Annotated in this window: 15 protein-coding genes; 12 read left to right on the forward strand and 3 right to left on the reverse strand. The window is 42.2% G+C overall.

Annotation, left to right across the window (positions count from 1 at the left end):
• Positions 1-102 precede the first annotated feature (102 nt).
• Genes WAA86_RS12770 through WAA86_RS12780 form a run of 3 tightly spaced genes read left to right on the forward strand, consistent with a single transcriptional unit; the run spans position 103 to position 1,630 of the window.
• Positions 103-642, forward strand: a complete 540-nt coding sequence (locus WAA86_RS12770; protein ID WP_443217592.1) for an RNA polymerase sigma factor — start codon at positions 103-105, stop codon at positions 640-642.
• 33 nt (positions 643-675) lie between these two features.
• Positions 676-1,194: a hypothetical protein gene (locus tag WAA86_RS12775; protein ID WP_337301405.1), complete on the forward strand. Its 519-nt coding sequence runs from the start codon at positions 676-678 to the stop codon at positions 1,192-1,194.
• Complete coding sequence (locus WAA86_RS12780; protein WP_337301406.1) at positions 1,184-1,630, forward strand: hypothetical protein; 447 nt, start codon at positions 1,184-1,186, stop codon at positions 1,628-1,630. The genes WAA86_RS12775 and WAA86_RS12780 overlap by 11 nt, the downstream gene beginning before the upstream one ends.
• Positions 1,631-1,681: 51 nt before the next feature.
• Here WAA86_RS12780 and WAA86_RS12785 read toward each other — a convergent pair whose 3' ends face one another.
• The gene (locus tag WAA86_RS12785) at positions 1,682-2,710 is read right to left on the reverse strand and encodes a WD40/YVTN/BNR-like repeat-containing protein (protein ID WP_337301407.1); all 1,029 of its coding nucleotides are present in this window, start codon (positions 2,708-2,710) and stop codon (positions 1,682-1,684) included.
• A 71-nt stretch (positions 2,711-2,781) separates the two neighbouring features.
• On the opposite strand from WAA86_RS12785, the gene WAA86_RS12790 reads away from it, so the two are divergent.
• Positions 2,782-3,993: an RsmB/NOP family class I SAM-dependent RNA methyltransferase gene (locus WAA86_RS12790; RefSeq protein WP_337301408.1), complete on the forward strand. Its 1,212-nt coding sequence runs from the start codon at positions 2,782-2,784 to the stop codon at positions 3,991-3,993.
• Between the two features lie 76 nt (positions 3,994-4,069).
• Here WAA86_RS12790 and WAA86_RS12795 read toward each other — a convergent pair whose 3' ends face one another.
• Positions 4,070-5,674, reverse strand: a complete 1,605-nt coding sequence (locus tag WAA86_RS12795) for an amidohydrolase (RefSeq protein ID WP_337301409.1) — start codon at positions 5,672-5,674, stop codon at positions 4,070-4,072.
• Positions 5,675-5,929: 255 nt separating this feature from the next.
• Between WAA86_RS12795 and purL the strand changes: the two genes are divergently transcribed.
• From purL to WAA86_RS12830, 7 genes are all read left to right on the forward strand, one after another.
• Complete coding sequence (purL, locus tag WAA86_RS12800; RefSeq protein ID WP_337301410.1) at positions 5,930-9,613, forward strand: phosphoribosylformylglycinamidine synthase; 3,684 nt, start codon at positions 5,930-5,932, stop codon at positions 9,611-9,613.
• A gap of 336 nt (positions 9,614-9,949) precedes the next feature.
• A complete protein-coding gene (locus tag WAA86_RS12805; RefSeq protein WP_337301411.1) occupies positions 9,950-11,734 on the forward strand; it encodes an AMP-dependent synthetase/ligase in 1,785 nt (594 codons plus the stop codon).
• Positions 11,735-11,864: 130 nt separating this feature from the next.
• The gene (locus WAA86_RS12810; RefSeq protein ID WP_337301412.1) at positions 11,865-12,317 is read left to right on the forward strand and encodes a MarR family winged helix-turn-helix transcriptional regulator; all 453 of its coding nucleotides are present in this window, start codon (positions 11,865-11,867) and stop codon (positions 12,315-12,317) included.
• A gap of 12 nt (positions 12,318-12,329) precedes the next feature.
• Positions 12,330-14,735 (forward strand): 3-hydroxyacyl-CoA dehydrogenase/enoyl-CoA hydratase family protein, encoded by a 2,406-nt coding sequence (locus WAA86_RS12815; RefSeq protein ID WP_337301413.1) that lies wholly within the window; start codon positions 12,330-12,332, stop codon positions 14,733-14,735.
• Between the two features lie 79 nt (positions 14,736-14,814).
• A complete protein-coding gene (locus WAA86_RS12820) occupies positions 14,815-16,005 on the forward strand; it encodes an acetyl-CoA C-acyltransferase (protein WP_337301414.1) in 1,191 nt (396 codons plus the stop codon).
• A 75-nt stretch (positions 16,006-16,080) separates the two neighbouring features.
• Positions 16,081-17,892 (forward strand): acyl-CoA dehydrogenase family protein, encoded by a 1,812-nt coding sequence (locus tag WAA86_RS12825; RefSeq protein ID WP_337301415.1) that lies wholly within the window; start codon positions 16,081-16,083, stop codon positions 17,890-17,892.
• 110 nt (positions 17,893-18,002) lie between these two features.
• Positions 18,003-19,442 carry a pyridoxal phosphate-dependent decarboxylase family protein gene (locus WAA86_RS12830; protein ID WP_337301416.1) on the forward strand — a complete coding sequence of 480 codons (1,440 nt, stop codon included), beginning with the start codon at positions 18,003-18,005 and terminating at the stop codon, positions 19,440-19,442.
• 80 nt (positions 19,443-19,522) lie between these two features.
• Here WAA86_RS12830 and WAA86_RS12835 read toward each other — a convergent pair whose 3' ends face one another.
• Positions 19,523-21,331, reverse strand: a complete 1,809-nt coding sequence (locus WAA86_RS12835) for a glycoside hydrolase family 15 protein (protein WP_337301417.1) — start codon at positions 21,329-21,331, stop codon at positions 19,523-19,525.
• Positions 21,332-21,434: 103 nt separating this feature from the next.
• On the opposite strand from WAA86_RS12835, the gene WAA86_RS12840 reads away from it, so the two are divergent.
• Positions 21,435-23,642 (forward strand): bifunctional alpha,alpha-trehalose-phosphate synthase (UDP-forming)/trehalose-phosphatase, encoded by a 2,208-nt coding sequence (locus WAA86_RS12840; RefSeq protein ID WP_337301418.1) that lies wholly within the window; start codon positions 21,435-21,437, stop codon positions 23,640-23,642.
• Positions 23,643-23,655 lie beyond the last annotated feature (13 nt).

Consider the following 23,655-nt stretch of genomic DNA (forward strand, 5'->3'; position numbering starts at 1 on the left):
TTATGAGTAGATTTAGGGTGGCATGATCAAAAACTCATCCATACCAATTAAACCATTGCCAATATAAACAGTCTTATATTTAAATATAAACAACCTCTTTTGATATCGGAAGCATCTTTAGTAGACCAATTAAAGGACAAGGGCACCCAATCCCAAGCTTTTGAAGTATTGATCAATACTTACAAAGAACGACTGTATTGGCACATACGAAGGATTGTACTGGACCATGATGATGCGGACGACGTACTACAAAACACCTTCATCAAGGTTTATAAAAATATAGATGGCTTTAAGGGCGATAGCAAATTGTTCTCTTGGATGTATAGAATAGCAACCAACGAGGCCTTGAGTTTCTTGAAGGTAAAATCCAAAAAATTGGGTATTTCCAATGAAGAACTTCAAAATCATATCGTAGACAACTTGCGGGCAGATGTTTATTTTGAAGGGGAAGAAATACAGTTAAAGCTTCAAAAGGCCATAGCGGAATTACCTGAAAAGCAAAAATTGGTATTCAATATGAGGTATTTTGAGGAGTTGAAATACGAAGAAATTTCTAAAATTTTAGATACATCCGTGGGGGCCCTAAAGGCTTCCTATCATTTGGCTGCCAAAAAAATTGAAGCATTTTTAAAGAGCGATTAAACCTTTTAAGGAATTGAAGGTCAAACTAAAAGCATGAAAGAAAAGGATAAACATAGCGGATTTAAAACCCCTGAAGGTTACTTTGAAGGGTTCAATGAATCCCTCATGGACAAAATAAAGGAACAGAGCCATAGCATCCCCAAAAATGATGGTATGACGGTTCCCGATGGCTATTTCGAGAGCTTGAACCAACAAATTCTTTCAAAAGCAAAAGCTGGGGAGACCAAGGTCATTCCACTTCATAATAATTACAAAAAATATTACTTAACGGCCATTGCCGTTGCCGCATCCCTATTATTGATAATTGGGCTGCAGTGGAAAAATGAGAATGCATACACTTTTGATGATTTGGCAGCATCTGAGATAGAGCAGTACTTTGAGGCCCATGATTTTGATATGACCTCCTATGAGATTGCCGAGATAATGCCCATTGATGATCTACAAATTGAAGATATGCTTCTCAAAGAAATTAAAGATGAAAATATTGCAGATTATCTCAATGACAATATTGACATGTTTGAAGAACTAAATTTAGAAAATCATGATTATTAATAAAAATATAGCAACATTGGGACTGATGTTTTTGATCACGTTCTTTTCAATTGCACAGGATAGAGCAGATAGGGAGAAAATAAAGACCTTAAAAGTAGCCTTTATTACAGAACGATTGGACCTCAGCAGTAAGGAAGCCCAATTATTTTGGCCCATTTATAACGAGCACGAGTCCACTGTTGAGGCTTTAAGGGTAAAGGAATGGTCTCAGGTACGCTACAAAATAAAGAACGCCAATAACCTCACGGAAAAAGAAGCCGATGCTTTACTGGAACTTTACAATGCCTTGGAAAAAGAAAAACAAGATTCATATGTACGTATGTTTTCCAAGTTAAAAAATGTGCTCTCCAGCAAAAAGACCTTGTTGCTCATACAGAGTGAAAGTGATTTTAAACGGCAATTGATGAAGATGTACCGACAAAAACAAGGCAATTAGCAATAAAAAAACCTAGGGAGTTCCTAGGTTTTTTTGTTTTGTAGCCCATCTTTATTTAAACGTCAATTTTGCAATACGCCCACTACCCGCGGCATAGGCTATGGAATCATTTAGAAAGCGAAGGGTATAAAAAGGTTCATCGGAGAGCTTTTTCCAATTGGATCCCATATCCCCTGAATATGAAATACCATTAAAACCAACTGCCACCAAATCATTTCCTCCACCATGGGGCACAAATTGTACACAGCTCATGTAACCGGGATCTTTTCCGTCTGCCACTAACTGCCACGATTTGCCACCATCCCTGGTCACGGCCTTATTGGAACGGTTGTTTTCGGGCTTGGTATAATCACCCCCAATGGCAAACCCCAAATTACTATCGAAAAAAGCGATGGAATATATTCCCTCTGTCTCCGTTTTATTGAGGATGGGAGTGCTAAAAACTGTCCATGTCTTTCCCTTATCCGGAGAGTAATAGACATTGCCTTTGGTGGTGGCAATCCATGTATCCCCGCCTATCATGTCTATATTGGTATTGCTTGCTGCAAATGCCCCTTCCCCGTTACTTGCTTTAGGCAAGGAACTGCATGGCATTTTATTCCAAGTACTCCCTCCGTCCCTAGTAATTATTATAGATAAACACCCATCCATGCTATCGCCTATGGCAATGCCTTCCTTATTGTTCCAAAACTTCATGGCATCGTAAAACACCCTGTCATCTTCCTCTTTGTAGACCAATTCCATATTTCCTTGATCACCCGTTTTGTATAATAATGCCGGATTTGCAATGGAAAGCATAAAAAAATCGGTAGCTGTATGTGCTACGGCCCTGAATTGGGGAAGGATACTATCGTAAGCTTGAACATTTGTCCTAACGATACCCTGATTCAAGTCGACCGATCCAAATACGCCCTTATTCGCTGCAAAGGCCAGGCTGCCATCCATTAGTTCAATAGCCCTGATACTCAAGGAATCTTCATAAATGGGTTCAATGGCAACGGAAGAATATTGGAGTGATTTGGATTTGTTGTCACACGAAACAATAATCATCAGTGCAAATAGAGCAGATAAATATTTCATAGGTATAAATTTCACCAAAAATAAACGGATTACCTTCTAAAACAATACCTTTGCAACCTTAATTTTTTGGAATGCGATTACATAGAAATCTAGTATTTGGAGTTATTGATGCGTTGAACTTTATCTTTAACGAGAATGAGTATGCGGATAAGGTGGTAGAAAAAGTATTGAAGTACGATAAGCGATGGGGAGCTAGAGACAGGGCATTTATTGCAGAGACGACTTATGATATAGTTCGCTGGAAGCGATTATACACTGAAATTGCGGAAGTAAAGGCTCCTTATAAAAGAGCTGATCTATTTCGTATATGGGCAGTGTGGGCCGTACTGAGAGGTATAGAACTTCCCGATTGGAAGCAAATAGAACCTACACCTACAAGACGAATAAAAGGAAAGTTCGATGAACTCTCAAAGATTAGAAAGTACAGGGAATCTGTGCCCGACTGGTTGGATGAAATGGGTGAAAAAGCTCTGGGCGATGAATTGTGGACCAAAGAACTGCATGCACTCAATGAGCAGGCAGATGTTATTTTAAGGGCAAATACCCTAAAGACCACACCGATAAAATTACATGATATTTTATTGGAGCTGAACGTAGATACGGAGTTTATCAAGGGCTATCCAGATGCCCTAAAGCTTAAGGAACGCAGCAATGTATTTACTACACAGGCCTTTAAGGATGGTCTATTTGAGGTTCAGGACGCGTCATCCCAAATGGTTGCTGAATTCTTGGATGTAAAACCGGGCCAAAGAGTGGTAGATACCTGCGCCGGGGCCGGGGGCAAAACCCTTCACTTGGCGGCACTCATGGAAAACAAGGGCCAGCTTATAGCCCTGGATATCTATTCCCGTAAATTGGCTGAACTGAAAAGACGTGCCAAACGTGCCGGTGCCCACAATGTGGAGACCAGAGAAATAGATTCTACCAAGGTGATCAAGAAGTTGCACAACAGTGCGGATAGGGTGCTTATAGATGCCCCATGTACTGGCCTAGGTGTCTTGAGAAGAAATCCCGATGCAAAATGGAAAATGCAACCCGAATTCTTGGAGAAAATCACGGCAACACAGAAGCAAATCCTAAGCGATTATAGCAAAATGGTAAAACCGGGTGGTAAATTGGTATATGCCACTTGTTCCATATTACCACAGGAAAACAGCGAACAGGTCAAGACTTTTTTGGAATCTGAGGAAGGGAAAGACTTCGCCTTGGTCCAGGACAAAAATATATATGCCTCTGTTGAAGGATTTGACGGTTTTTATATGGCTTTAATGCAAAAAAAATAATTCTTTTCATACCATAATAAAAAAAGGTATGATTGTGGTCATACCTTTTTTTTATCCCAAAAAACAAAAGACTACACTACTTTTCCAAGGTAGGGTAACTTACACCCAGTTGTTCCAGATAGGTATCGTATTTGGTTTCATCAAAATAATACGCTTCCAATGCAGACCTATACTGATCCATTTTATCCTGGTTAAGATAGGTAGGCGGCAAATCTGCCTCGGTGATCATGGGCTGATATTTGGTTTCTTTACTCTGCTCATTATTAAAGTATTCCCAAGCCTGAGTCAGTAGTTGGGGTTTCAGCAGAAAGTCCAAAATGGTCATTGCTTCGGCCTTGGCCCCTGCCACCACTCCCTTATGGGCTATAGGTGTGGCCATGGCTATGGCATTGCTCCAATGGTGCCCTTGAAGGCCTGGAATATTGGACGGAAATCTTAAGGTGACCGTAGGCACCTTCCAGGATACATCGCCTATATCATCGGAACCACCGCTGACAGGATCTTTCACGGGGAGACCCAAAGGATCCAAAACGGTATTTAGACCTTCGATCTTATCCGAATTCACTTCCTTTTGCACGGCCTTGGCCAAAGATTGGTCCGCTTCGGACCATGTAGGCAAGCCTACCTTTTGAATATTGGCATACATGCGCTCTGCTATCACCTTATTGTAATGTCTGGGCCATGCAGTACCCAAAACTTTTGATTTTACACTAGTGCCCGTCATCAATGCCGCACCTTGGGCTATATCATTGGCTTCCTTGTACATTTCCATAATCCCTTCATAGGTTACATCCCTAAAATAATACCATATGGACGCCTTGGAAGGCACTACATTGGGCTGATCCCCTGCATCCGTAAAAATGGAATGTGATCTTTTTAAGGGGTGTAGATGCTCCCTTTTATAATTCCATCCAATATTCATTAGTTCCGCAGCGTCCAGGGCACTGCGACCCCTCCATGGCGATCCCGCAGAATGTGCTGCTTCCCCTTCAAAGGAATATTCCACAGAAATGAGACCTGTTCCCTTTGTTGGTCCCCAAGAAACCTCTAAGTTGTCTCCTACGTGTGTAAAAATGCACATATCAATTTTATCAAAAAGGCCATCCCTAACATACCACGCCTTGGCAGCTACCAATTCTTCAGCTATTCCGGGCCAAATAACCAAAGTGCCTTTAATCTGTTCCCTTTCCATAATCTGTTTTACGGCAAGGGCTGCGCTAATATTCAGAGGGATCCCAGAGTTATGTCCCTCGCCATGACCAGGCGCACCCTCCACTATTGGTTTATGATAAGCAACACCAGGATATTGTGACGCTTTTGGAATACAGTCAACATCACTTCCCAAGGCTATCACAGGGCCATCCCCGTTGTTCCATCTTGCGAACCAGGCCGTTGGAATCCCAGAAATGGAAGTCTCTATTTCAAAACCATTGTCCTTGAGCACTCCGGTGAGATATTTGGAAGATTCTACTTCCTGAAAACCCAATTCCGAAAAACTAAAAATTTTATCCACCATGACCTGAGCCTGTTTGGCATTGGCCTGTACAATCTGAGCGGCCTCCGCCTTTAATTTTTCCACCTGCTTTTCGGAATATTTCTTTTGGGCAAGCCCAACATTCATGGTCCCAACAAGCATTAAAGCAACAATGCCGTTGGAGTACTTTGTAAAACGATGTTTCATAAGGTATACTTTAGATGAATTTAAATTTAAATGATTTTTGGTTCATTATCAACCTTTTGTTTTGACCCTACTTGAACTGTTCTCGTTGCTTTCCTTGAGGGAATTTTGATGACCCATGCTTTAAAAATCCCCAATTCTAGAGGTTTTGTTGCATTAATTAACAATTTGAACTTATAAGTGTTCACTTTTCTGCCTAGCAGTTACACATAAAAAATGTAAATTTGTGCCTTGTTAAACAAACAATTTTCGAATTCCATGATTCATTTTTTCGGGGACCTAAATACCAAAGTTTTTGCTGTTCAGAGCAATAATGTACTTTCAACTGAAGACATCACAAAATTAACTTGGTTGTTCGGCAACCAACCTCAGATAAACTCGGCGTCTCTTGACGCCTTTTTTGTTGGTCCAAGAGCTGCCATGATCACACCTTGGAGTACAAATGCTACGGAAATCACCCAAAACATGGGGATTTCGGGCATTGTTAGAATTGAAGAATTCAAGGCTTCAAGCAAAGATGCAACCGACTTTGACCCTATGCTTTTGCAAAAGTACAGTGTCTTATCACAAGAGATTTTTACGGTAAAAATAGAGCCGGAAGCTGTTTTGGAAATCGAAGACATTGCCGCATACAATGAAAAGGAAGGCCTAGCCCTGAGCAGTGAGGAAGTGGATTATTTGAACAACATGTCCAAAAAAATAGGTCGAAAATTAACCGACTCAGAGGTATTTGGTTTTAGCCAGGTGAATTCGGAACATTGTAGGCATAAAATTTTTAATGGAACTTTTGTCATTGATGGGGTTGAAAAACCAACATCACTGTTCAAAATGATCAAAAAAACATCACAGGAAAATCCAGGGGATATTGTTTCTGCCTATAAGGACAATGTAGCCTTTGTCAAAGGACCAAATGTGGTCCAATTCGCACCTAAAAGTGCCGACAAGCCTGATTTTTATGGGGAAAGCAATTTTGATTCGGTCATCTCATTAAAGGCCGAAACCCACAATTTCCCCACCACAGTTGAACCTTTTAATGGAGCTGCTACTGGTGCTGGAGGAGAAATCAGGGATCGTTTGGCCGGAGGAAAAGGTTCTTTGCCTTTGGCCGGAACTGCTGTTTATATGACCTCCTATTCAAGATTGGAAGAAAACAGGCCCTGGGAAAAAGCTATGAAGGAACGCGACTGGTTATACCAGACGCCCATGGATATACTGATAAAGGCTTCCAATGGAGCTTCCGATTTTGGAAATAAATTTGGGCAGCCCCTTATTGTAGGTTCAGTCCTAACATTTGAACATGAGGAAGAAGCCAGATCCCTTGGTTTTGACAAGGTGATCATGCAGGCTGGAGGGATCGGTTATGGAAAAATGAACCAAGCCCTAAAAGATGCACCAAAAACAGGGGATAAAATTGTGATATTGGGTGGTGACAATTACCGTATAGGAATGGGTGGTGCTGCAGTATCCAGTGCTGATACCGGGGAATTTGGTTCCACCATAGAACTTAATGCGATACAACGATCCAATCCCGAAATGCAAAAACGTGCCGCCAATGCCATTAGAGGGTTGGTGGAAAGTGACCATAATCCCATTGTATCCATTCATGACCATGGTGCAGGAGGACACCTAAACTGTCTTTCCGAGTTGGTAGAGGATACGGGTGGGAATATTGACCTTGACAAATTGCCCGTAGGGGATCCTACCCTTTCGGCCAAAGAAATTATAGGCAATGAATCCCAGGAACGAATGGGCTTGGTCATTGGCAAAAAAGATGTGGATATGCTCCACCGCATTGCGAACAGGGAGCGTTCCCCTATGTACGAAGTAGGTGATGTGACAGGGGACAAACGATTTACCTTCCTGTCCAAAACAACTGGTGAAAAGCCCATGGATCTTGATCTTTCCGATATGTTCGGAAGCTCTCCAAAGACCATCATGAACGATACTACCATCAATAGAAAATATAAGGCCCCCGAATATTCGTTGGAACATTTTCACGAGTATCTGGAGCAGGTATTACAATTGGAGGCCGTGGCCTGTAAAGATTGGCTTACCAATAAGGTGGACCGATGCGTAGGTGGTAAGGTTGCCAAACAACAGTGTGCAGGTCCATTACAGCTACCTTTGAACAACTGTGGTGTAATGGCCTTGGATTACAAAGGGAAGGAAGGAATAGCCACTTCCATAGGTCACTCGCCCATATCTGGACTGATCGACCCCAAGGCGGGAAGTAGAAATAGTATAGCTGAAGCCTTGACCAATATTATCTGGGCACCGGTAAAAGACGGATTGAAATCCGTTTCCCTATCCGCCAACTGGATGTGGCCCTGCAAAAATGAGGGTGAGGATGCGAGACTGTACGAAGCGGTGGAAGCCATTTCGGATTTTGCAATAGCGCTTGGAATCAATGTTCCTACCGGAAAGGATTCCCTTTCCATGAAACAGCGATATAAAAATGCAGAGGTCATTGCTCCCGGAACCGTGATTATTTCGGCTGCGGCGCATTGTACAGATATCACCAAGGTGGTTGAGCCTGTTCTGCAAAAGAATGGAGGGGATATCTATTACATCAATCTATCTGGGGACAACTTTAAATTGGGAGGTTCTTCTTTTGCCCAGGTACGCAATGCCATCGGAGATGAGGCCCCCACCATCAAAGATGCCAAAAGCTTTAAGAATACTTTCAACACCCTTCAGGGTTTGATCGGGGAAGGAAAGATCCTTGCCGGTCACGATGTGGCATCTGGAGGACTGATCACTACCCTTTTGGAACTGTGTTTTGCCGATACTGAATTGGGTGCAAAGCTAGATTTGAGCGGGCTCAAGGAATCGGATACGATCAAATTACTTTTTGCAGAAAATGCCGGTATCGTTTTCCAAGCCAAAGATGCTGGAATTGAAAAGGAATTAAGCAATGCCGGTATCAATTTTTATAGACTGGGGTCCGTTCAGGAAGAATCGGTATTGACCATAAAAAACAATGGGGTTGAAATGGGATTGAATATCAATTCCTTGCGTGATACCTGGTTTAAGACTTCTTACCTTCTGGATAGAAAACAAACCGCCAACAACCTTGCGCACGTACGTTATGAAAATTATAAAAACCAGGCCTTGCGCTATAGGTTCCCATCACATTTTGATGGAACCCTAAAAAGTTTGGCAGGAACACAAATCCCTGGACAGCCAAAACCAAAAGCCGCCATACTCAGGGAGAAGGGAAGTAATTCGGAACGTGAAATGGCCAATGCCATGTATTTGGCAGGTTTTGATGTAAAGGATGTACACATGACCGATCTTATTTCGGGACGTGAAACTCTGGAGGACATTCAATTCATTGGGGCTGTGGGAGGCTTCTCCAATTCTGATGTTCTGGGAAGTGCCAAAGGTTGGGCAGGAGCCTTTAAGTACAATGAAAAAGCAAACTTGGCCCTTAAAAATTTCTTTGCCAGACCGGATACCCTGTCCATAGGTATCTGTAATGGTTGTCAGTTGTTCATGGAACTGGACCTTATTAATCCAGACCATAAGGAACACGGTAAAATGACCTACAATGATTCGCACAAACACGAAAGCGGATTTACCTCAGTAGAAATACAACAAAACAATTCCGTAATGCTTTCTACCTTGGCTGGAACCAACTTGGGAGTATGGATTTCCCATGGGGAAGGAAAGTTCAAATTACCAATGTCCAAAGACAACTATGAGATCGTGGCCAATTATGGTTATGAGGGATATCCGGCCAATCCAAACGGATCGGACTATAATACAGCCATGCTTTGTGACACAACCGGAAGACATTTGGTAACCATGCCACATATTGAACGTTCCATCTTCCAATGGAACTGGGCACACTATCCTGCAGGCAGGCAGGACGAAGTTTCTCCTTGGTTGGAGGCATTTGTCAATGCAAGAAAATGGATAGAGAACCAAAACAAGAATTAAAACAAAACCTTGGTAAAAGGAATATACTTAAAAAAAGGCCGATGCATAAACATCGGTCTTTTTTGTTCCATTATTTTAAAACCCAATCGGGCATTGGGATGGAAAATCAATCCAACGGCAAAAAAAATGAAAATGAAAACTACAAATTGTCCGCAACACGTTTTATTCACTTAATCATCTCTAATTTAATTGCTTATTGTGCCCTTGGATATAAAAATTTGATATTTGAATTCCATGGAAACTAGGAATTCATTAATATTATAACACGATTTTTGGGAATGCCATTTTAGAATACCGTTCCCTTTTCTTAATTTGCCCATACGTTTAGATAAAAATATGCAAACAATCACCCGCCTTTTTGATTTTCCGTATTATCAATTAGAAAAGTTTAACCTTGAAAAGTCCTTGGTGACCAAATACAACGGTATATGGACTTCCATTTCTACCCAAGAGTATATTGATAAAGCAAACACAGTGAGTCGCGCTCTGTTAAGATTGGGGGTCAAACCCAATGATAAGATCGCTGTAATTTCGATGAACAATAGGACAGAATGGAATATCATGGATATTGGCATTCTCCAATTGGGTGCCCAGAACGTTCCTATCTACCCGACGATATCCGAAGAGGATTACAAGTATGTTTTAAATCATTCTGAGGCAAAGTACTGTTTCGTATCCTGCAGTGAAGTATATCACAAGGTGAAATCCGTACAGGGTGATACACCACATCTTTTGGAGGTGTATTCCTTTGACGCCTTATCGGATTGCAAAAACTGGAGCGAAATTATGGATTTGGGAGCGAACACTTCCAACCAAACAGAGGTGGATGCCCTAAAAGAAGCCGTAAAGCCCCACGACCTTGCTACCTTGATATATACATCAGGAACCACCGGAAGACCTAAAGGGGTTATGTTGTCCCATGAAAACGTAGTAAGCAATGCCATAGAAAGTTCCAAGAGGTTTCCAATAATGGACGGAAAGGCAAAAGCGCTGAGTTTTCTCCCAGTTTGCCATATTTATGAGCGTATGCTCATGTATCTGTACCAGTACAGGGGAGTGACCATTTATTTCGCAGAATCCATTGACAAGATCAGTGACAACCTTAAAGAGACCGAACCACATGTCATGACGGCTGTTCCCAGATTATTGGAAAAAGTGTACGATAAAATAATAGCCAAAGGAACTGAATTGAAGGGAATTAAAAAGAAACTATTCTTTTGGGCCGTTGACGTAGGATTAAAATATGAACCCTACGGTCAAAACGGATGGTTCTATGAGCAAAAATTAGCCTTGGCACGAAAGCTTATATTCAGCAAATGGAAAGCCGGCCTAGGGGGAAATTTAAATCTTATCGCCTCTGGGAGTGCGGCCTTGCAACCTAGGTTGGCCAGAATATTCAATGCTGCGGAAATGGGGGTCATGGAAGGATACGGACTCACAGAAACCTCTCCTGTTGTTTCTGTGAACGATATGCGCAATGGAGGCTTTAAGATCGGTTCTGTGGGTAAGCTGATAGAACGTACTGAGGTAAAAATTGCCGAAGATGGGGAAATCTGTGTCAAAGGTCCGCAAGTGATGATGGGCTATTACAAGGACACCGAAAAAACGAATGAGGTTATCATTAATGGCTATTTCCACACCGGCGACATCGGTGAATTGGACTCAGAAGGATTTTTGAAAATTACAGATCGAAAAAAGGAAATGTTCAAGACCTCTGGTGGAAAATATGTTGCACCACAACTATTGGAAAATAGGTTTAAACAGTCGCGCTTTATCGAGCAAATTATGGTGGTTGGAGAAGGAGAAAAAATGCCTGCAGCCCTAATCCAGCCCGATTTTGATTTTGTAAGGAACTGGGCCAAAATACATGACATCAACGTTGGTGACAATAAAGATCTTGTGACCAATAAAAAGGTAATAGAACGATTCCAGGAAGAAGTGGACCAGGCAAACGAACATTTTGCAAAATGGGAAAAGGTAAAACAGTTTCGTCTGACCCCGGAGGCTTGGACCATTGATGGAGGTCACGTTACCCCTACCCTAAAACTAAAAAGAAAAATAATCAAAGAAATGTATATGGATCTTTACCATGAGATCTACGGCAATCCAAATGCCCGATAAAACTTAAATCACCTTTAAAATACCCCTGATCCCAAGGGGTATTTTTTTATCCTTCATTGGAATATTTTAATAAAATTTATTATGCATGCATAATAAATTTTATTATATTTGGACAACTATCAAAAAATAAATGAAGGATCTTACCGTAGACTACGCCCTCAGGGCAACATGGCAGGCCGTAACCAAGATGTACAATGAAGAGGCCAAAAACTATGAAACAACCATGGCCATTGGTTTTACCTTATTGAGCATAGATCCAAAAACAGGAACTCCCTCAACTGCCTTAGGACCCAAAATGGGTATGGAAGCAACCTCTCTTTCGAGGATTATAAAAAGTATAGAATCCAAAGGTCTTATTGAAAGAAAACCGAATCCTGATGATGGCAGGGGCGTGCTCATTCATTTGACACCTTTGGGCCTGGAGAAAAGAAAGCTGTCCAAAGACGTGGTCATGCGATTTAATGAGGTAGTTCGACTCAATATTCCAAACGAAAAACTCCAACACTTTTTTGAGGTAACCGATACGATCAACAAATTGATTGCCGAAAAAAAAGTTTATATAAAAAATTCAACAACCAAATAATTCTATTTATTAATGAACAAGCATATAAAAAAGGTAGCGGTAATTGGCTCTGGTATAATGGGAAGTGGCATCGCATGCCATTTTGCCAATATTGGTGTAGAAGTATTGTTATTGGATATTGTTCCACGGGAATTGACCGATAGGGAAAAGGCCAAAGGACTTTCTTTGGAAGATAAAGCAGTCCGCAATAGACTCGTTAATGATTCACTGACCGCTTCATTGAAATCCAAGCCATCCCCTATTTACCACCAAGATTTCGCCAAGCGCATCCAAACGGGAAACCTAGAGGATGATATTGCCAAAGTAGGCCAGGTAGATTGGATTATAGAAGTGGTCGTAGAGCGCTTGGATATCAAGAAGAAGGTATTTGAGAATTTAGAAAAATACAGAAAGCCAGGAACCCTGATAACCTCCAATACCTCTGGAATTCCCATTAAATTCATGAGTGAGGGCAGAAGTGATGATTTCCAACAACATTTCTGTGGCACACACTTTTTTAATCCCGCTAGATATTTAAAATTATTTGAGATTATTCCCGGGCCAAAAACTTCTCCTGAGGTATTGGAATTCCTTAATGGTTATGGAGAAAAATTCTTGGGAAAGACCTCCGTAGTAGCCAAGGATACTCCGGCATTTATAGGAAATAGGATTGGTATTTTTAGTATTCAGAGCTTGTTCCACATGGTCAAAGAGTTGGGCCTTACTGTGGAAGAGGTCGATAAATTGACAGGCCCGGTGATCGGACGTCCTAAATCGGCTACGTTCAGAACGGTGGATGTTGTTGGATTGGACACGTTGGTACATGTTGCCAATGGCATTTATGAGAACTGTAAAAAAGATGAGCGCTTGGAGCTTTTTAAACTCCCACCATTTATAGATACCATGATGAAAAACAATTGGTTGGGAAGTAAAACCGGCCAAGGATTCTACAATAAGATCAGAAATGCCGATGGATCCAGTGAAATAAAGACATTGGACCTGGACACCTTGGAATACAGGGCCAACAAAAGGGCCAGTTTTGCCACATTGGAACTGACAAAGACGATTGACAAGGTAGTTGACCGTTTTAAAGTACTGGTTTCAGGAAAGGACAAGGCAGGTGAGTTTTACCGTAAAAGTTTTGCTGCCCTCTTCGCTTACGTTTCCCATAGAATCCCAGAGATTACCGATGAACTTTATAAGATTGATGATGCCATGAAGGCTGGTTTTGGATGGGAACACGGTCCCTTCCAAATTTGGGATGCGGTTGGTTTGGAAAAAGGGTTGGAAATGATCAAAGCGGAAGGATTGGAGCCTGCTGCTTGGGTCAATGAGATGAAAGCATCGGGTATCTCTTCCTTCTACGCCGTTAAAGATGGGGCTACTTATTTTTATGATATCCCTAAAAAGTCGGTAGAAAAAGTCCCAGGACAGGATGCCTTTATCATATTGGACAATATCCGCAAGACCAAGGAAGTCTTCAAGAACAGTGGTGTGGTCATAGAGGATTTGGGAGACGGAATCCTAAATGTGGAGTTCCAATCCAAAATGAATACCATAGGAGGGGACGTTTTGGCCGGAATCAATAAGGGAATCGATCTGGCAGAAAAAGATTTTCAGGGCTTGGTTGTCGGCAATCAGGCCGCCAACTTTTCGGTAGGTGCCAATATCGGAATGATATTTATGATGGCCGTGGAACAAGAATACGATGAGCTGAACATGGCCATAAAAATGTTCCAGGACACGATGATGCGTATGAGGTATTCGTCAATTCCTACCGTAGCTGCACCCCATGGGATGACCCTGGGTGGTGGCTGTGAATTGTCCTTACATGCGGATAAGGTGGTAGCCGCAGCAGAAACCTATATAGGGCTGGTGGAATTTGGAGTAGGAGTTATTCCAGGAGGTGGTGGTTCCAAGGAAATGGCGCTAAGAGCTTCGGATACCTTTAGAAAAAATGATGTGGAGCTCAATGTTCTCCAAGAATATTTCTTGACCATAGGTATGGCCAAGGTCTCTACTTCTGCCTATGAGGCATTTGATCTGGGGATCCTTCAAAAAGGCAAGGATATTGTGGTTGTGAACAAAGACCGACAGATTGCAACTGCCAAAGCCTACGCTAAATTGATGGCTGAAACTGGCTACACGCAACCACCCAAACGAACCGACGTTAAAGTGTTGGGGAAACAGGCCTTGGGAATGTTCTTGGTAGGAACGGATTCTATGCAGGCCGGTAAATACATCTCCGAACACGACAAGAAAATTGCCAATAAATTGGCCTATGTGATGGCTGGGGGAGATTTGTCCGAAGCCTCTATGGTGAGCGAACAGTATCTATTGGATTTGGAAAGGGAGGCTTTCCTGTCACTATGTACAGAGCGCAAGACCTTGGAACGCATTCAGCACATGTTAAAGACCGGAAAACCTTTACGTAACTAGAAACAAGTATTGAAATTCAACATTGAATTCACCATTTCAACTACAATTATAAATCTCAATACGCAATACGACAAGAAAAATGAAAACAGCATATATAGTAAAAGCCTACAGAACCGCAGTTGGGAAAGCACCGAAAGGGGTATTCCGTTTTAAAAGGCCCGATGAACTCGCAGCGGAAACCATAGAACATATGATGAAGGAGATTCCGCAATTGGACAAAAAACGAATCGATGATGTTATGGTGGGCAATGCCATGCCCGAAGCTGAACAAGGATTGAATGTAGCCCGATTGATTTCCCTCATGGGATTGAACATCGATGATGTTCCCGGGGTTACCGTAAACAGATACTGTGCCTCAGGGATAGAAACCATTGGTATGGCCACAGCCAAGATCCAAGCCGGAATGGGCGACTGTATTATAGCCGGAGGTGCAGAAAGCATGAGTTACATCCCTATGGGTGGTTATAAGCCCACTCCAGATTATGCCGTAGCCAAAGAAGGCCATGAAGATTATTATTGGGGTATGGGACTTACTGCTGAGGCCGTAGCCGAACAATTTAAGGTTTCCCGTGAGGATCAGGACCAATTTGCTTACAATTCGCATATGAAGGCTCTAAAGGCCCAGTCAGAAGATCGTTTTAAGGAACAAATTGTCCCAATAAAGGTAGATCACACTTTTGTAAATGAAAACGGAAAGAAAGAAACGAAATCGTACACCGTGACCAAAGATGAAGGTCCAAGAGCCGATACCTCCTTAGCTGTATTGAACAAATTGAGACCTGTTTTTGCCGCCAACGGATCTGTCACTGCTGGAAATTCCTCACAAATGAGTGATGGTGCCGCCTTTGTACTGGTCATGAGCGAAGAAATGGTCAAGGAACTCAATTTGGAACCGATAGCCCGACTTGTCAATTATGCGGCAGCTGGTGTGGAACCAAGAATTATGGGGATTGGTCCGGTAAAAGCCATTCCAAAAGCGTTAAAACAAGCAGGTTTGAAGCAAGAGGATGTAGAGCTGATCGAATTGAACGAGGCATTTGCTTCACAATCACTTGCCGTTATCCGTGAGCTGAATCTCAACCCCGATATCGTAAATGTAAACGGTGGTGCCATAGCCCTGGGACATCCTTTGGGGTGTACAGGTGCCAAACTATCGGTACAGTTGTTCGACGAGATGCGCAAGCGTAACATGAAAGGAAAATACGGCATGGTAACCATGTGTGTGGGAACCGGACAAGGGGCAGCAGGAATATTCGAATTTCTTAATTAATAAAATAAAATAGTTGGGAGCAGTTGTTCTTATACCAGATCAGGCTCTATTAATATTAGATAAAATCCAAAACTTATGAGCACAGAAACTATTAAAAAAGACATATTACGGGGAGGGCAATTCCTTGTAAAAGAAACCAACTGTGAGGATATCTTTACTCTTGAGGATTTATCCGAGGAGCAAAAAATGATGCGCGACAGTACCAAAGAATTTGTGGACCGGGAACTATGGGCACATTGGGAACGGTTTGAAAAGAAAGATTATGCCTACACAGAAGAATGTATGCGCAAAGCAGGTGAATTGGGCCTTTTGAGCGTTGCTGTTCCCGAATCCTATGGCGGAATGGGTATGGGGTTTGTGTCCACCATGTTGGTCTGTGATTATATTTCGGGTGCCACTGGTTCTTTCAGTACGGCGTTTGGAGCCCATACAGGTATCGGGACCATGCCCATTACTCTTTATGGAACTGAGGAACAGAAACAAAAATATGTGCCCAAATTGGCAACTGGAGAATGGTTCGGGGCCTATTGTTTAACGGAACCGGGAGCTGGCTCTGACGCCAACTCGGGAAAGACCAAAGCGGTATTGTCCGAAGATGGCACGTACTACAATATCACGGGGCAGAAAATGTGGATCTCCAATGCCGGGTTCTGTAATTTGTTCATTGTCTTTGCACGCATAGAAAACGACAAAAATATTACAGGGTTTATCGTTGAAAACGATCCAAGCAATGGTATTTCCATGGGTGAAGAGGAAAAGAAATTGGGAATTCACTCCTCCTCTACCCGACAGGTATTTTTCAATGATACCAAGGTACCCGTTGAAAATATGCTTTCAGAAAGAGGCAATGGATTTAAAATTGCCATGAACGCCCTCAATGTGGGTCGTATCAAATTGGCAGCAGCCTGTCTAGAAGCCCAGAGAAGGGTCATCAACGAGGCCACTAAATATGCCAATGAGCGGGTACAATTTAAAACACCTATCGTTAATTTTGGGGCGATCAAGGCAAAGTTGGCCAACATGGCCACCAATTGTTATGCTGATGAATCGGCATGTTATCGCGCAGCAAAAAATATAGAGGATAGAATTGCCATACGTGAGGCGGAAGGAAAATCGCACCAGGAAGCAGAACTTAAAGGTGTAGAGGAATATGCCATTGAGTGCTCCATACTAAAAGTTGCAGTCTCGGAAGATGTTCAGAATACTTCAGACGAAGGGATTCAAATTTTTGGTGGCATGGGGTTCTCTGCGGACACGCCCATGGAATCTGCATGGAGAGATGCCCGTATATCCAGGATCTATGAAGGGACCAACGAGATCAACCGTATGTTGGCCGTAGGTATGTTGGTCAAAAAAGCCATGAAAGGCCATGTGGACCTTTTGGGACCCGCTACCAAGGTAGGTGAAGAATTAATGGGGATCCCATCTTTTGACACCCCAGATTTCTCTGAACTTTTTGCAGAAGAAAAAGATGTGCTCGCCAGATTGAAAAAAGTGTTCCTGATGGTAGCTGGTGCGGCCGTTCAAAAATATGGGCCGGAATTGGAGAACCACCAACAATTGATGTTGTCTGCTTCCGATATCCTTATTGAGATCTACATGGCAGAATCAACCCTATTGAGAACAGAAAAAAATGCGAAACGTTTTGGGGAAGAAAAACAAGCTACGCAAATAGCCATGTCCAAATTGTATTTATATACGGCTGTGGATACCATCATCCAAAAAGGTAAAGAGGCCATTGTTTCTTTTGCCGAGGGTGACGAGCAACGTATGATGCTTATGGGCTTAAAACGCTTTACCAAGTATACCAATCAACCCAATGTGGTTGCCCTGCGCACCCAGATTGCCGATCAGGTTGCAGCTGTCAATGGGTATACCTTCGACTAATTCAAATTAATACCATGCCATCAGGCAATTTTAAAACCGCTCTACAACCAGAGCGGTTTTTTTTGTGCCAAAGGGTTGTATTACGATATTGAACCGCCTAATTTTATACCATGAAGCACGATCTTTTAAACAAAGCCTATGACCCGGAGGAATTTAGGTCTATGGCACACCGATTGGTAGACCATTTGGCCGATCATTTGGATAATACAATTCATGAAAAGTCGAACAAGACCATCCCCTGGAATACCCCTAAGGAAGAGCATGAATTCTGGAGCGATTACTTAAAAAATGGGGATGCCCAAAATTTATTTCCCGAGGTACTTGATCATACCATCCACATCCACCACCCAAAGTATATGGGTCATCAAGTAGCCCCCACTCTCCCTATTACCACGCTTTCGGCTATGATGGCTTCCCTATTGAACAATGGCATGGCCGTTTATGAAATGGGGATGGCACCAACGGCCATGGAGCGCATTATTAGCGATTTTATCTGTAAAAAAATTGGTTACGGTTCCAGTTCCAATGGGTTTTTGACCTCTGGGGGGACGTTGGCCAACCTTACGGCCCTATTATCCGCACGAAAAGCTAAGTTGCCCCACAATATATGGAATGATGGCCATGATGAACAATTGGGCATTATGGTGAGTGAAGAAGCGCACTATTGCGTAGATCGGGCCGCTCGGATCATGGGGTTGGGAGAAAAAGGAATCATAAAAATTCCGGCTACCAAAAATTTTGCCCTAGATACCTCACTTTTGGAAACGTATCTTGACAGGGCCAAAAACGAGGGCATTAAGGTATTTGCCATTGTAGGCAGTGCCCCTTCCACCTCAACAGGGATTTTTGATGATTTGGAAACGATAGCCAACTTTAGCCTTAAAAATGATCTCTGGTTCCATGTAGACGGTGCCCATGGAGGGGCATCTATCTTCTCCAAAACCTACAGATCCATGGTAAATGGCATTGAAAAGGCAGATTCCGTGGTGATCGATGGACATAAAATGATGATGATGCCGGCCTTGACCACGGCCCTACTATTTAAAGATGGAACCCATTCTCATGCCACCTTCAGTCAAAAAGCCGATTATCTTTTGGAGCAATCCGTTGAGGAAGATTGGTACAATCTGGCAAAACGCACCTTTGAATGTACCAAGACCATGATGAGCCTTCATTGGTATACCCTTTTAAAAACCTACGGGGAGGAGATTTTTGATGATTACGTAACCGTTTTATACGATTTGGGCCACGAATTTGCCGAAATCATCCAAAAAGATAAAAGTTTTGAGCTAGCCGTGGAGCCCATGAGCAATATTGTTTGTTTTAGATATGTAAACCATACCTTGGATGACCATACGTTGAACCGGATTAATGAGAAGGTACGCCAATCGATCCTTGAAGATGGGGAATTCTACATTGTACAGACCAAATTAAGGGGTATTCACTATCTAAGGACTACCCTGATGAATCCGTTCACCTCAATGCGCCATTTGGAAAGTCTATTGAAAAAAATCAAACTATTGTCCAATACCATTTTGGCACAACACTAAGAATATTAACAAAAGCCCCTGGATTCAGGGGCTTTTGTTTCTCCAATTATTTTCAATTATCGAATATGGCGTAAAATACGTTATTCCTTAGGGACAAAAGACTCCCTTATGGTAGCCTCTGTGTCTTTCTTCGAGAAATTAATGGCACATTCAATCAAAGCCAGATGAGAGTATGCCTGTGGAAAATTACCCAGTAATCGCTTGGTTTTAAAATCGATATCCTCGCTAAATAGACCCAAATGATTGCTGTAGGACAATAATTTTTCAAAATGCTTAATCGCCTTTTCTTCCTCCCCTATTTTGAACAGACTATTGATGAACCAAAATGTGCAGATGGTAAATGACGATGAAGGCAAGCCAAAATCATCCTCATTCTTATAGCGGTACATCAACCCTTCATTGCTCAGTTCCTTTTCTATGGCCTTTACCGTACTCATAAATTTAGGATCCTTGGCATCAATAAAACCATATGATTCCATTAGCAATACGGAAGCATCCAAATGTGGGGAACCGTAGGACTGGGTAAAGGATTGTTTTTCTTCATTCCAGGCATTCGCATATATATCCTCCCTGATCTCTTGTTCCAATACCTTCCATTGTTTGATCTTGTGTTTCTTCCCAAATATTTTGGCCACTTTGATCGCCCTATCCAAGGCCACCCAGCACAATATCTTTGAAAAGGTAAAATGCCGGTCTTCGGTACGGAATTCCCAGATTCCCTTGTCTGGCTCTTGCCAATGATTTTTCACAATCCAGACGATCCCCTTGGTAATGGTCCAAAGTTCCTCCCCATTGTCAATATCGGTATCAAACTTCACCAATTGTTCATAGATCACATCCATCAAAATACCATAGATGTCATTCTGCCGCTGTTTGTAGGCCGCATTACCGATGCGTACTGGTTTGGAGCCCTTATAACCACTTAGATGGTCCAGGGTTTGCTCGGTCAACTTTTTCTCCTTGTTGATGCCGTACATGATCTGTAGCTTTTCATCCTTGTCAGGAATAAGATCGATAATGAACTGTAAATATCTTCGGGCCACATTCTTATGGCCCAGTTCGGAAACCACTTTGATTACCATGGACGCATCCCTGATCCAACAAAAGCGGTAATCCCAATTACGGACCTCCCCAATCGTCTCAGGAAGGGATGTTGTCGCCGCAGCCAGCACGGCACCAGATTTATCATAGCTCAATAATTTCAAGGTTAATGCGCTCCGTATAATCTGATCATTGAATTTTTTGTAGGTAGGTGTACGTTCAACCCAGTTCAACCAATAGACTTTGGTACGCTGCAAGAGCAGGTACATTTTCTTGGTATCCGGAAGAAAGATCTTTTCGTTATAGCCCAATAAGAAATATCCCGATTCCTTCAGCTCTATTTCCTCTCCTTTTACCACCTTTTCCTTATTGAAGTTGGTATAGAGAAATACAGTATCAAATTTTTCACCATGGGTAAGGCTCGCTATAAAATTAGGCTTGATAAAGGTGACCGTTTCCCCTATGGCATATTCCAATTTGGGGTTATAAATAACCCTAAACTTTGGGGAGCCTGCCTTGAGCTTAAAGAACCTGACAATCTCCGGAGGGGTATGGCTCCCGCCCCCATCACTATAATACCTGGGCATAAAATCATGAACCTCAAAAGTATTCTTGCCATCAGAGAAGGTGGTAACCAAAATACAGGTGTTTTCTTCGTATTGCTGTTCAATGGAATAGGATTCATCCACCAATATCTCAAAACTCCCCCCTTTTTCCTCGTCCAGAATCTTGGCGAAAACCGAGGAAGAATCAAATTCTGGCAGGCAGCACCAATCCAATGAACCTTTCTTGGAAATAAGGGCCGCACTCCTACAATTTCCTATTATTCCGTAGTCTAAATTATCCATATCTTAAATTAGCAGTATTAACAACCTTTAAAGTTGTTTATACTATTCGTTTTGTCGAAATTTAGGAAAAAATAGAGCTATTTAATCCAAAATCTTTCATTTTATGGGCAAAACTATCATAATCTCAAATAGACTACCTGTTCAATTACAAATTGACAATGATGACATCACTGCCATACCCAGTGTGGGAGGACTGGCCACCGGAATGAAATCCGTTCATTCAGGGAGTGACAGTCTATGGATCGGTTGGAGCGGTTTGACCCATGAAGAGATACCCAAGAATCTTGAACCAAAAATAGATAAGGCATTAAAAGATAACGGATGCTCCAAGGTAAGTCTAACAACCGATGAAATAGACGGCTTTTATTATGGTTTTAGCAACCGTACCATCTGGCCATTGTTCCATTATTTTTTGGAGTACTCGGAATTTGAGTCGGCCAGTTGGGACACCTATAAATCGGTCAACCAAAAGTTTGCCGATGCTATTTTGGAAAAGGCCGAAGATGATGATGTTATTTGGGTCCATGATTATCAGTTGATGTTGGTTCCAGAAATGGTCAAGGAAAAGCGACCCAATACATCCATTGGATTCTTTCTACATATTCCTTTTCCCTCCTTTGAAATTTTCCGGACATTGCCCTGGAGGAAAGAAATTTTAAGAGGTTTGTTGGGGTCCGATCTCATTGGATTCCATACGTACGATTATGAACGTCACTTTCTGAGTTCCGTAAGACGACTTCTTGGACTAGAGGTGAGTTTCAATGAAATCAATGTGGAAGATCGGGTCATAAAAGTAGACTCTTTCCCCATGGGGATCGATTACAAGAAATTCAGCAGTGCTGCGAGCTTACACGAAAAAAACACGGACGACAAACAATCAGAGCTACAGCGAAGGCTCAACGTCCATAAGGAATCGACCCCAGATGCAAAACTTATCCTGTCCATAGATCGTTTGGATTATTCCAAGGGAATAGCAAAACGATTGAATGCCTTTGAATATTTCCTGAACAAGCATCCCCAATACAAGGAAAAGGTAAGGCTTATTATCCTTGCCGTCCCTTCAAGATCCAATGTGCCACAGTACCAACTTTTAAAGAAGGAAATTGATGAATTGGTGGGTAGGATCAATGGAGAATTTGCAACCGTAAGTTGGACGCCCATCTGGTACTTCTATAGATCCATGCCCTTTGAAAATTTGATAGACCTATATACCTCCAGTGACATTGCCCTTTTGACCCCGATTAGGGATGGTATGAATTTGGTGGCCAAAGAGTATATAGCCACCAGGACCGATAAAACAGGGGTACTTATTTTGAGTGAAATGGCAGGTTCCGCCAATGAGATGAACGAATCCCTCCTTATTAACCCAAATAATTTCGACCAGATCAGCGATGCCCTTATCCAGGCCATTCATATGCCCAAGGAGGAGCAGATTGCCAGAAATAGTATTTTACAGGAACGATTGGAACGCTATAATGTGGAGAAATGGGCCAACGATTTCATGAAATCCCTCTTGGAACAAAAGGAAAGCACCCATAAATACATATCGAAAATACTTTCCGAAAAAACCTTGGATACGGTCATAGACCAGTACCATTCGGCCAAAAGAAGATTGTTGTTCTTTGATTATGACGGCACCCTCTCCGGGTTTCATGTGGACCCACAAAAGGCAGGCCCCGATGAAGATCTGTACGTCCTATTGGACAAAATTAATGCCCAGGAAAACACTGATGTTTATTTGATAAGCGGAAGGGATACGGACACTTTCAAAAGATGGTTCCTACATAAAAAATATAACATGATCGCGGAACACGGAGTCTGGCTGTCCAAAGAAGGTGAGGATTTTACACTTTTGGAACAGATCAAAAATGATTGGATGTCCAAGATTAGGCCCGTGTTGGAATCTTTTGTGGACAGAACACCAGGTTCATTCATAGAGGAGAAAAACTATTCCTTGGCTTGGCATTATAGGAACACTGACCCTGATTTTGGAAAGAAAAGGGCAACAGAATTGACCACAGTGTTAACCAGTTTGATTGCCAATGACAACTTAAGCGTCCTTTCAGGCAACAAAGTTTTGGAAATTAAAAGTAGTGGGGTAAACAAGGGTCGAGCGGCGATAAAAATGCTGACTGGAAACGATTATGATTTTATCTTTGCCATTGGTGATGATTGGACCGATGAATATATGTTTGAGGAATTGCCCGATGATGCCGTTACCGTTAAGGTGGGCATGCAAAAGACACAGGCCAAGTATTATGTAGAAAACACTAAAAAGGTTAGGGATCTTTTGAGTAAATTTATAAAATAGCAATGCGCATACC

Origin of the sequence: Sediminicola sp. 1XM1-17 (assembly GCF_037203765.1) — a bacterium.
GTDB lineage: Bacteria > Bacteroidota > Bacteroidia > Flavobacteriales > Flavobacteriaceae > Sediminicola.